We start from the raw sequence: 11,145 nt of genomic DNA, 5'->3' as shown, positions 1-11,145 counted from the left end.
GGCCCGGGACCGGGCGGCGGTGGAAGGGCTCGAGGTGCGGTTCGAGGACGGCGACGCGGAGAACCTGCCGGTCGCGGGGGGGGGGGGGGGGGCCGGGGCGGGGGGGGTCGACGCGGTCGGCTGAAGATCGACGACGGGGACGGACGGGCCCAACCCGGGCACGGAGACGGTCGGGCTGGCGCCCGCCGCGGACGGGCGGTCGAGATCCGGCGCTCGGGAGGCGGGCTGAGCGGGCTGAGTGGGCTGGGCGGGCTGGGCGGGCTGGGCGGGGCGCGTCGCACCGTCCGCGGTCAGCGCGGCGGGCGCGATCGTGAACTCCAGTCCCGCGGCCCGGGAGAGGTCGGGCAGGGTCGCTGGGCTGGCGCTGGTCACCGGGTTCGCGTGGGTGGCGGCCACGGCGGGCATCGCCGCCATGACCGGCCCGACGCCGGCGACCAGGGTGACGCCGAGACCCACCTCGATCAGCCGGCGCATGGCGCGGGGGAGGATCAGCCGGGCCAGCGCCGCGCTGAGCCGACCGGCGGCGCCGGGGATGGCGGCGGCGACACCGAGCAGGACACCCAGGCACAGCCAGAGCAGGCACAGCCAGGCGACTGCGGCGACGACCGTGACGAGGGCCTGCTCGGGGTCCGCGGTGAACCAGTCCGGCACTGCTCCGATGCTGGCGGGCAGGTCGGCCAACGCCGGCCCGAAAACGATCAATATGATCGCCGTGCCGATGGCGCCGACGGCGCTGGCGAGCCGCGCCAGCGTCCCCCGAGCCGATCCCGCGCTCATGGCCGGTACTCCTGTCTGTCAGATGTCATCGAACGGCTTCGTTTGCCTATGTTTGGTTGTGTAAACCTCTCGCGTCCTGCTGTCAATCCAGCTTGCGTCGTGCGTGAGCGAGCAGGTAGGCACGAGACGGACGAAGCGTCCCAGAAGTACCCGAGTGGAGGAGATCCGATGCGGTGGGAGGACCTGTTTGCCGATCTCGAGTTGCAGTGGGAGGCGAACGAGGCGGCCGATCTCGCGGCGGAGCTCGCCGACCGCAGCCGGCGCGAGGCCTCCTACCTGCGGCTCGTCGACCGCATGCGCCCGGTCGTGGGGCATCCGACGCGCTGCCGGGTGCTGGGCGGACAGCGGGCGCCGGAGACCCTGCACGGGACGCTCGCCGCGCTCGGGTCGGACTGGTTCCTCCTCGCCGAGCCAGGCGCGACCGAGGCGCTCGTGCCGATGCGCTCCCTGCTCGCGGTCGACAGCCTGGCGGCCGTGTCGGCGCAGCCTGGGCACGAAGGTCCGCTGGCTGCGAAGCTGGATCTGCGGTATGTCCTGCGGGGCCTGGTGCGCGACCGGTCGGCGTGCACGCTGCGGCTCGTGGACGGGAGCGCGCTGCACGGAACCCCGGCGCGGGTGGGAGCGGACTTCCTGGAGGTGGCCGAGCACGCGGTGGGGGAGTTCGCCCGCCGCGGCCAGGTCCGCTCCGGCTGGACGCTTCCGCTCGACGCGATCGCCTACATCCGCCGCGCCATGTGAGCGGCGACCGGGTCAGTCCTCCGGGACGGACTCGTTGCGCGCCAGCGGATTGGCCGCGACGAACGCCCTGGTCTGCTCGTAGGCGCGCTGGATGTAGGCCTCCAGCTCGGCGCGTTCGACGCGCCACTGCCCCCGCCCGCCGATCTTGATGGCGGGCAGCTCGCCCGAGCGCACCAGGGCATAGGTCTGGCTGGAGGAGATGTTCAGGATCTCGGCGACGTCGCTCAGCTGAAGGAAGCGGTCGTTCATGAAGCCCTCCTACTGAGGCTGGGTGTCTCGCCTCACGTGTGTATCAGAGTTTCCACCCTCCATCGCCTCCAGATGCGTCAGCTTGTGGATAACTGCGCGCGAACGCGACCGGAAGCTCACACTCGCCGACGACCGGTTCTGTTCGTCCTGGACCCGTCGCGATCCGCGGCGGCGGGAGCGCAGGCCCACGCGGCCGGCGGCGGGCAGTCGGATCCGCGTGGACAGCCGGACCCGGCGGAATTACGGATTTCTTCCCAAAGCACACATCGAGCCGGCGGGGTTGCGCGTCCAACAGGGAGGCCAGTGGAACTGGACTGTCGCTGTGCGCGATGATCGTCACGGATGGCAGTCGTTAGACGTGGTTTCGAGACGGCCGCAGTTGACGGTATGACTGTGTTCGAACCCTTCGACCGCGTACGCTCTGCGACCGGAAGGTGCGGATTCGCGCTGATGGTCCGCCAGGAGAAAAGGGAGGTCTCCCGGTGACCGAGCTTGCCGCGGCGCCGGTCCGCCCCGACGCGACACCGCCGCCGAACTCCCCGCCCGCCCGCCGGCTGACCCGTCGGCGTTGGCGGGACTCCCGGCTGCTGATCGGGGTGCTGCTGGTGCTGGTCTCGGTGGTCGTCGGCGCGCGCCTGTTCGCCTCCGCGGACTCGACCCGCCAGTGGGTCGTGGCCCGCCAGGATCTGCCGGCCGGGCATGTGATCGTCGCCGGCGACCTGACGACCGTGCCGGCCCGGCTCGACACGCGGACGTCCAACCGCTACTACCCGGGCGCCCAGCTGGGCAGACTGACGGGTAGCACGCTCGCCCGACCTGTCGACACCGGCGAACTCGTCAGCGGCGCCGACTTCGTCCGGGACAACGCGCAGTCCACCAGGCTGGTCCCCGTGATCGTCAAGGCCGGCCGGCTACCCGCCCTCACACCGGGCGATCATGTGGACGTGTACGTCTACCAGGCCGGCGCCGCCGCCCCCGCAGGCGTTGGCGACCAGCCCACGACCGGCGAGAACACGCCTGCGCCGGCCGCTGGCGCGGGCGCCGAGGCGCAGGTGCTCCATGACGTCGAGTTCGTCGAGCTGGACAAGCTCGCGAGCGGCGACCGGTCGTTGACCCTGCGCGTCCCCATCGACAGCGCGATCCAGGCCGTGGCGGCGTCGCAGAGCGAGCGGGTCGATGTCGTCAAGCTGGAGAAGGACTCTCGCGGCGGGGTCGGCACGACCGGACCGACTCTCGCCCCGGGGTACGGCCGGTGAGCCTGCCGATCCTCACCGCGGTCACCGACTCGGATGTCGAGGCCGGTCTGGTCTCGGCCTTCGATCGTCGCGATCTCGGGGTGACCGTCGTCCGTCGCTGTGTAGATCTTCCCGATCTGCTGGCGGCGGCGACCACCGGCGCGGCGCGGGCCGCGCTGCTGTCCGCCGACCTGCGCCGGTTGGACCGGGACGCGCTGACCCGGCTGGCGATGGCCGGTGTCGCGGTGGTCGGGCTGATAGCTCCTGGTGACGAGGACGCCGACCGGCGGTTGCGCCAGCTCGGCGTCGCCGCGGTCATTCCCGCGGACGCCACGGCCGAGGCCGTCGCCGGCGCCGTCGTCGAGGCCTCCCGCGCGTTGGCGACGACCTCCGGAGCGCCGACCGGCTGGGGGAGCGGGTCGTTCAGCGAGGCGCTGCCCGGGTTCGGCCAGCTCGCCTCGGCCGGGGTCGGCACCGACGCCCTGTCGATGGCGGAGCCCGGTGGCGGCCGGGTGATCGCGGTCTGGGGGCCGGCGGGTGCCCCGGGGCGCACGACGATCGCGCTGTGCCTCGCCGCCGAGATCGCCGCCCTCGGGCTGTCCGCGCTGCTGGTCGACGCCGACTCCTACGGCGGGGCGGTCGGCCAGCTCGTCGGCCTGCTGGAGGAGGCACCGGGCCTGGCCGCCGCGGCCCGGTCGGCGAACCAGGGCCTGCTGGACGTGCCCAGGCTGGCGATGCTGTGCCGCGATCTCGGCGACGGCCTGCGGGTGCTACCGGGTATCGCCCGGCCCTCCCGCTGGCCGGAGCTGCGTCCGGCGTCGATCGAGACGGTGCTGTCACTGTCGCGGCGGTTGGCCTCGTTCGTCGTGGTGGACTGCGGCTTCTGTCTGGAGACCGATGAGGAGCTGTCCTTCGACACGGCGGCGCCGCGACGTAACGGGTCAACGCTCGCCGTGCTGGAGGCGGCGGACATCGTGCTCGCGGTGACCTCGGCCGAGCCGGTCGGGTTGGTCCGGTTCGTGCGGGGCCTGGCGGACCTGCGCGAGACCGTGCCGAGCGCGGAGCCGCTCGTCGTCGTGAACCGGCTGCGTGCCTCGGTCGTCGGCGGGGACCCGTCGCGCGAGGTGAGCAGGTCGATCCTGCGGCACACCGGGACCGAACCGGTCGCGCTCGTGCCGTTCGACCTGGCCGGGTTGGACGCGGCGCAGGTCACCGGGCAGTTGCTGCGGGACATCGCACCGACGTCGCCGGCCCGCCTGGCGATCCGGGACCTGGCGGGTCACCTGGCCGGCCGGCCCACCGCGGGGCGCCGCCGTCGCGGCGGTATCCGCCGCCAGGCCCGCTAGCACCTTCCGTGAATCGTCGACCGGCGAGATGAAGATCCACAGAACCGCCAAGATCCACAGAAAAGGGCCTGGTGTCGGGCGGTTGTGGCCAGCCGTTCCGCCGGGATCACGCCGGAGTTTTCGCAACTCACGGTTACGCCGTTGGCATAACCGTGACATACGGTACTTGGGTCATCCGCCCAACGTAGTGACTGCGGTTACGGCGAGCGATTCCTGGGCATCGCTGTGTGGAGTGGATTCGGTCAAGAAGTGAAAGGGATCTTACTTAAAGCTTCCGGTGGGTCGGGATCATTCTTGTTATGTGACTGACCTGGCGCGCTGTGAAGTGAAAGACTCTTGGCAGCGCCGTCGTACTTCGGAGAGTGATGAGAAGTGTGGCTGCGTGAAAGTCTTCTTTTGGCAACGTTACGTTAGTGTGGGCTTCCCGGGAGCGTGCCATCCGGTTAGTGGCGCAACCGCGCCGCCGATCCGCGTGGCACGGGGATAGCTCGGGCGAGACGGCTGGGGGTGTGTCGGGTGAGCCGGGAGTACGCGAAGGCGGTGGGAGCCCGCCTGCGGGCGATACGGATACAGCAGGGTCTGTCGCTGCAGGGCGTGGAGCAGAAATCGCGCGGTCGGTGGAAGACCGCCGCGGTCGGCTCCTACGAGCGAGGCGACCGCATGATCAGCGTCCACCAGCTCTCCGAGCTCGCGGGCTTCTACGGCGTGCCGGTCTCGGCGCTGCTGCCCAGCGAGGACCAGCTGCCTCCGCGGGAGCGCCGCCCCCGCACGGTGCTCAACCTGGAGAAGCTCAGCGAGGCGCCGCCGGATTCCTCCGCCCTCGTGCGGCGCTGGGTGGCGCAGATCCAGCGCCAGCGGGACGACTACGCCGGCCGGGTGCTGTCCATCCGCGATGGCGACGTGCGCGCGCTGGCCCTGCTCCACGACACGACACCGCAGGACTTCGCCGAGCGGCTGCGCAACTGGGGCGTCCTGGAAACGAGCTTTGCCGAGGAGGAGAGCGAGGAACCGGCGGACCTGGACTGACGCACCGCAGGCGAGGAACGGTCAACGCGGACCGTGGACTGCGACTGGCCCATCCCCGGCCGGTTTCCGCGCGGAACCGGGTCGGGTCAGGTACCGGGCGGCCCACATGGCAGCGGGCGCACCGAGCGGCGGATGCCCACCTGGGGCACGCCACCAACCGGGCACCGCGCCGGGAGGTGGACTATGACCAGAAGGCGGGCCGTGCGACGCGGCCTCGTCCTCGGTGCCGGCGGGGTCCTCGGCTCCGCGTGGATGATCGGGGCCCTACGAGCCGTCGAGACCGAGACCGGCCGGGATCTGGTCGCCAGCAGCGATCTACTGGTCGGCACCTCCGCCGGCTCGGTGGTGGCCGCGCTCCTCAGCCTCGGGGTCGGAGTCGAGGCCATGGCGGACTCCGAGCGCGGCGTGTATCACGCCGGCGACCCGGTGCTCGACTACCGCGACCTCGGCGCGTCCCTGCCGCCGCGACCGCGGCTGCGGATGGGCTCACCGCGGCTGCTGACCGCGAGTGCTCTGCATCCCCGGCATGCTTCGCCCATGGTCACCCTCGCGGCCATCCTGCCGCAGGGCCGGGGCAAGATCTCAGCGGTCGGCGATCTCGTCGCCGCCGCGATGGACCGCCGCGGCCTCGATCCCGCGGACTGGGCATCGCCGCCACCCGCGCTGCGCGTGGTGGCGATGGACTTCGACACGGGGGACCGGGTGCTGTTCGGTTCGCCCGACGTACCGGACGTGTCACTGCCCGACGCGGTCATGGCGTCCTGCGCCATTCCCGGGTGGTATGCCCCGATCAGGGCGAGTGGCCGACGTTTCGTCGACGGCGGGACCCGTTCCCCGACGTCCGTGGACCTGCTCGCCGACGCCGGTCTGGACGAGATCGTCGTCGTCGCGCCGGCGTGCTCGCTGGCGACCGACCGGCCGCGGAGTGCCGTCGCGCTCGTCGAGCGCCAGGTGCGCCGGGCCGCGACCCGGCGGCTGCTGCGCGAGGTCGAACAGGTCGAGCGGGCCGGGATGCGGGTCACGGTGCTCTGCCCCGGCCCGGAGGACCTCGCCGCGATGGGCGGGAACCTGATGGACCTCACCCGCCGGGCGGAGGTGTTCGAGACCAGCCTGCGCACCACCGCCGTGGCGCTTCGGGCGGACGCCCGCTCGCGTCCGGCGACGCCGAACCGCGCCTCCCGGGCGGCTCGGGGCGCTGCCCGGACCACGGCCGGGCCCGCGGACAAGGCGCTCACCCACGGCGCGCGGAGCGACGGGTCGCGGTCCGACCAGTCCGGCAACCCGGTCGGTCTTGACCTGGCCGGCTGACCCTCGCCGCCGGTACGCCGCGCAGGGTTGGGAGACTGGCGTCGTGCGCATCTACCTGCCGTCGACCCTCATCGCCGCGCGATCGGTCTGGGCGGACCAACGGGTACCCGCCGGCACCGGTTTCGCGGTGACGCCCGCGCTGCGCGAGTGGTACGCGCAGTCGGAGTCCGAGGAGGAACTCGAGTACGCGGTGCTGCACGACGCCGCGCGCGGCAGTCTGCGGCTGCTGGACATGGACCCGTCGGCGCCGCGGCGGCGCCTGGTGTTCGTCGCCGAGGTGCCCGACGGCGATGCCCGGGTCCGCGACGATCTGGAGCGCGGCGTCGTCGAGATCGACTTCGCGCTGCCCTGGTCGGCGGTGGAGGCGATCCACGTCGACGAGGATGGCGCCGAGGTGCTGGCCGCCGTGCACGAGGCGGCCGACAACATCGTCGAGGCCGATCTCGGTGGCGATGACGCGGCCTTCACCGTCGACAGCGTCGAGGGCTTCGAGCTGCTCTGGTTCGCCCCGCAGGAACTGCCTGACCTGCTGTAGTCGCGCCGGTCGGCCCGGCGGAGAGGGGGAGCGCCCCCTCCGCCGCGAGACGGACCACTCCGGTTGGATTTTCGTTGTGATTCACTCCGATGTGGTGTTGATCCGGGGTGAAATGGTGGCATGGGGCGACGTCCGCGGCGGTGCGGGACCGTCGGGTGGAGGGGAGCGTTCGCTGTGCGGCGCCGGCTGCCCGTTTTCTCCACGTAGGAGGGCCCGCGTGGCCAACGGTTGTGCCTCCCCGGAGTACGGGGCGCATCGGCCGTTGCGAATAATGCGTAGAACGCCGTCGTGCGTCGCCCGGGCCCAGGTCCGGAAGACGCCGACGGAGCCCTCCCCACACCCTTCGTACCGAGATGCCGCCCCCGGCCGGACGCGCGGGCGCTCTCTCGACCGACCCCCGCGGTAAGGAGGCTGGCAGCCCATGCTGTACCTCGTCGGGCAGATCCTGGCGTATGTGCTGGTGGCGATGGTCATTGGCGCCGCGCTGGCGTGGGTGTTCCTGATCGCCCCGCTGCGCCGGCAGATGCGTCAGGCCCAGGACGGCCAGCCCGCCGAGCGCCCGGCCGGTGGCCCACCCGCGCCCTACGAGCAGCGGGCGGTGCGGGAGCGGGCAGTGCCCGAACAGGCATGGCCCGGGGACACCCCGGTGTTGGAGCTGGAGCGCGCGGCCGCGTCCGTCCCGGAGTCCTCACCCGCGTCAGCGACATCGCCCGCGCCGACTCCGCCGCCCGCGTCGGCCGACGACGCCGAGGCCGACGCCGGCCGCATGCCCGGGGCCGAACTGGCGACCACCGGGCCGATTGCGCTGCCCATCGGGGTGGGGCGTCCCGGTGAACCCGTCGCCGAGCTGGTCGAGCTTCTTCGTCAGCAGCGGGACGACTCGGCGTTGGACAAGGCGGACCTGGCCGCCCGCCTCGCCGTCGCCGAACAGCGGGCCGCCGAGGCCGAGCAGCGGATCGCCGCGGCGGAGCGGCACGCCTCCACCGCGAGCGCCCGCGTCGAGGAGATCGAGTCCGCGCTGCGGTCCCGGGTCGAGGCCGCCGATGGTCCCAGTGGTTCCGCGGACGGCGCGGCGTCGCCGGCCCAGGACCCGGCCCAGGACCCGGTGACCGGGCCCATCGTCCTCGAGCTCGCCCGCGAGAAGGAGCTGCTGCGTCAGCAGCTCGCCGAGGCGGAGGGCCGGGCCGCCAAGTTCTCCTCCCGGCTGGCCATGGCCCGTACGGAGGCCGAGGACGCGCAGTGCCAGGTCGCCACCATGACCACCCGGCTCGACCGGCACCAGGCCGAGTGGGCCGCGGAGCGGCTCAGCCTGCTCAACCGGCTCTCGGCGGTCGAGGGCGCCTTGGAGAGCGGCATCGCCGACCCGCGCGACACGGCCGCCGCCGAGTCGGCAGCCGAGGCAGCCGCGCACCCGCGACAGTCGGAGTTCGGCGTCCAGCACGCGGCCGCCATCGACTACGCCGAGCTCGTCGGCACGACCCGGGCGGTCGCGTCCGCCCGGGTCGCCGCCGCCCGAGCGGGCCGACCGACCCGCCCGGTCCCGCCGCTCGACGCCCCCACCGACATCACCGACATCGATGCGCCGGCCGACACCTCGGGCGCGCCCGGGGCGCAGAGCGTGGCCGCGGAGCTTGTCGACGTCGAGGTCGCGGTTGCGGGGCCCCGGCCGTCGGGTGCGGCCACGAAGGCGCGGCCGCCGGCGGTTGCCGGCACGCCGGCCAGGACACTCGCCGGCCCGGCAACGACCCCGCGGGTCCCGGCCGGGGCGACCGGCGAGCAGGCCGGCGGCGGCCGGGTCGTGATGGAGTCCGCGCCGCGCTGGAACGGACTGCTCGATCCGGCCGGAGCCGGCGGGGACAACCTGAAGGAGATCGTCGGGGTGGGCCCGGTGATCGAGACCCGGCTGCGCGGCCTGGGTATCACGACCTTCGGTCAGCTCGCCCAGATGGGCGACACCGACGTGGTGCGCCTGGTGGCCGCCCTGGACGGGTTCGGCGAGCGCATCATTCCCGACGACTGGATCGGTCAGGCCCAGGATCTTCAGGCCCGACACTACGGCGCCGCCACCTCCCCCCCCCCCCCGGGGGGGCCGCCGGCACCGGTCCGGCCGGCGGCCACGCCCTCCGTCGGCCGTTCACAGCCCCGAGATCAGCCCCTCGATCTCGGCTTCGAGGATCCGGCGGTCGGTGACGTCGCTGTAGAGCCACAGATGGCCGCGGTATCCGTCGGCCGCGGTCAGCGTGACGTGACTGCGTTCGAAGACCCTTCCGTCGGCGAACATCACCGCCTCGCGGCGCAGGGTTCGGCGCCGCCGCAGCAGGGTGTCGAGCCGGGCCGCGAAACCGGACGGGTCGTCGACCAGCCCGGCCCGTGGGCGCAGGTGCCGGCGGCAGTCCGTGCCGACGAGGTCGACGGGTGACTCGGCCAGGTCGAACAGGTCGCAGTAGAGCTGGTTGACGGCGACGACGGCGCCGTCCCGGTCGGCGATGAGGACGGCGGTCGTCAGTTCGGCCAGCAGCGTGGTCAGCCAACGTTCCCGGTCTCGACAGGCGTCCTCGATCCGCCGCATCTCGGCGAACATGCAGCCGCAGTCCCCGTCCGCGTGGGGACGGGGTGGGCCGACGGCCCGGGCCGGATTGAGATCGGCCTCTTCGTCCCGGTGCAGCACGACGGCGGCGCGCCATTCGGCGCCGGGGGGCAGCGCGCCGCGCGGGTAGTTGGGCCCGCGGTCCTCCGAGCCCTCCCACACCCCTGGCCGGCCGGGGGTCGGCTCACCCGGAACCGGCCGGCGCGGCTGGGGCACCGTCCACTGCCGACCTGCCGCCGCCGAGTCGAGATCGGGTTGGTCGGGCGGACGCGAGCCGGATCGCGGCACGCCGGGGTCGCCGGGGCCGAACGCCCCGTCCTCGAAGCCGCCGAACGCCCGGGCGGCCTCGTCGAACGGGTCACGGCCACCGAGACCGTCGAAGATGCCGTGCCGATCGGGCCCGTCGGGCAGCAGGCCACCCGGTCCGCCGGTCCAGAGATCCCGCGACGCCTCGCCGAGTGGGTCGAAGTCGAGGGGATCGAGGCCGAGGGAGTCCTGGTCGAGCGGGTCGTCATCCAGCATTCCCCGGCCGAGCAGTTCGGCGTCGAGCAGTTCGGCGCCGGGACCGCGCGGAGAAGGCGGTGATCCACCCGGGGTGAGGGTGCCGATGAAACGCCGAAGTCCGTCGCCGGCGGAGGTCTCGACCGTCTGGAGGGTCGCCGTCCGCCCGGCTCCGGAGCCGGCGAGCCGGATCTGGAGCGAGAACCCGCCGCCGCGGGTGATGAGCTGCCGCCAGTGGTGGCTGACAGTGGCGACGTCCTCGGGGTGGACGATCCGGTCCAGGCCCTGCCCGAGGGCTTCGTCGCGGGGGAGTCCGGTCAGTTCGGACCATGGCCGGTTCACAAAGACATGGCGACCCACCACGTCTGTCGCGAATACTGCCACCGGGCAGTTTTCGACAATTCGCCAGAACATTTTCCAAGCGGTCGTGTCGAACATGTCTGACGACCGTGAATCCTGGTCTCCGGTCATCGGGTCGCACCTTTCGGGCGCGGCGCACTGCGCCGGCGGTGCCTCTTGGGGCGCGGCGCCGAACTCGGTGAACGGGCTTCTCGCGGGCCGCGGACGAGCCCAGATATCGACGGCTGACCGGACACGTAAGTGACCCCCGAGACAGGTGTTGGTCGCCTGTCGGGTGAGATCGGCAGGGTGGGGGAGGCTCCACCGGTCGACCCAGCAGGCGGTTGTGGCATGACGGGAACGTTTTTAGGGACCGCCGAGAGGCTATCGCCTCCGGACCGATTCGCGGCCGAAATCGCGCGGGCGTTTCCGGGGCGCTCGGTGCACCCGCGGCCGCGCCGGATGTGTGCCCGCAGCGAGGACGCTGCCCCGTTCCGCACCGGG

8 protein-coding genes and 2 pseudogenes are annotated in these 11,145 nt (G+C 72.9%); 7 read left to right on the top strand and 3 right to left on the bottom strand.

The window, feature by feature from the left end:
* Positions 1 to 777, bottom strand: a pseudogene (locus MXD60_RS23705) (LysM peptidoglycan-binding domain-containing protein); the annotation flags it as partial.
* Positions 778 to 945: 168 nt separating this feature from the next.
* Between MXD60_RS23705 and MXD60_RS23700 the strand changes: the two are divergent.
* Entirely contained in the window at positions 946 to 1,515 is a 570-nt protein-coding gene (locus tag MXD60_RS23700) for a hypothetical protein (RefSeq protein WP_248821549.1), read from the top strand.
* Positions 1,516 to 1,527: 12 nt separating this feature from the next.
* On the opposite strand, the gene MXD60_RS23695 is transcribed toward MXD60_RS23700, so the two are convergent.
* Positions 1,528 to 1,764: a helix-turn-helix domain-containing protein gene (locus MXD60_RS23695; RefSeq protein ID WP_248821548.1), complete on the bottom strand. Its 237-nt coding sequence runs from the start codon at positions 1,762 to 1,764 to the stop codon at positions 1,528 to 1,530.
* A 482-nt stretch (positions 1,765 to 2,246) separates the two neighbouring features.
* On the opposite strand from MXD60_RS23695, the gene MXD60_RS23690 reads away from it, so the two are divergent.
* The 6 genes and pseudogenes from MXD60_RS23690 to MXD60_RS30490 all read left to right on the top strand — a co-directional run.
* Positions 2,247 to 3,020, top strand: coding sequence for an SAF domain-containing protein (locus MXD60_RS23690; protein WP_248821547.1), 774 nt, complete (start codon positions 2,247 to 2,249; stop codon positions 3,018 to 3,020).
* Positions 3,017 to 4,345, top strand: coding sequence for a CpaE/TadZ family protein (locus MXD60_RS23685; RefSeq protein WP_248821546.1), 1,329 nt, complete (start codon positions 3,017 to 3,019; stop codon positions 4,343 to 4,345). Before MXD60_RS23690 ends, MXD60_RS23685 begins: the two co-directional genes overlap by 4 nt.
* Positions 4,346 to 4,861: 516 nt before the next feature.
* A complete protein-coding gene (locus tag MXD60_RS23680; protein WP_248821545.1) occupies positions 4,862 to 5,371 on the top strand; it encodes a transcriptional regulator in 510 nt (169 codons plus the stop codon).
* Positions 5,372 to 5,554: 183 nt separating this feature from the next.
* Positions 5,555 to 6,679 carry a patatin-like phospholipase family protein gene (locus MXD60_RS23675; RefSeq protein ID WP_248821544.1) on the top strand — a complete coding sequence of 375 codons (1,125 nt, stop codon included), beginning with the start codon at positions 5,555 to 5,557 and terminating at the stop codon, positions 6,677 to 6,679.
* 43 nt (positions 6,680 to 6,722) lie between these two features.
* Complete coding sequence (locus tag MXD60_RS23670; protein WP_248821543.1) at positions 6,723 to 7,214, top strand: DUF6912 family protein; 492 nt, start codon at positions 6,723 to 6,725, stop codon at positions 7,212 to 7,214.
* Between the two features lie 421 nt (positions 7,215 to 7,635).
* Positions 7,636 to 9,243 (top strand): annotated as a pseudogene (locus MXD60_RS30490) (helix-hairpin-helix domain-containing protein); the annotation flags it as partial.
* Between the two features lie 105 nt (positions 9,244 to 9,348).
* Here MXD60_RS30490 and MXD60_RS23665 read toward each other — a convergent pair.
* Positions 9,349 to 10,773, bottom strand: a complete 1,425-nt coding sequence (locus tag MXD60_RS23665; protein WP_248821542.1) for a PAS domain-containing protein — start codon at positions 10,771 to 10,773, stop codon at positions 9,349 to 9,351.
* Positions 10,774 to 11,145 lie beyond the last annotated feature (372 nt).

The organism is Frankia sp. AgB32, from assembly GCF_023243045.1.
GTDB lineage: Bacteria > Actinomycetota > Actinomycetes > Frankiales > Frankiaceae > Frankia.
Note: the sequence above shows the minus strand (reverse complement) of the source record. Positions and strands in the feature narration are given on the sequence as shown.

Bases quoted from the DNA above. Each gene is read 5' to 3' on its own strand.
- MXD60_RS23700 (WP_248821549.1), top strand. From the start codon at position 946: ATGCGGTGGGAGGACCTGTTTGCCGATCTCGAGTTGCAGTGGGAGGCG.
- MXD60_RS23695 (WP_248821548.1), bottom strand. From the start codon at position 1,764: ATGAACGACCGCTTCCTTCAGCTGAGCGACGTCGCCGAGATCCTGAAC.
- MXD60_RS23675 (WP_248821544.1), top strand. From the start codon at position 5,555: ATGACCAGAAGGCGGGCCGTGCGACGCGGCCTCGTCCTCGGTGCCGGC.
- MXD60_RS23665 (WP_248821542.1), bottom strand. From the start codon at position 10,773: ATGACCGGAGACCAGGATTCACGGTCGTCAGACATGTTCGACACGACC.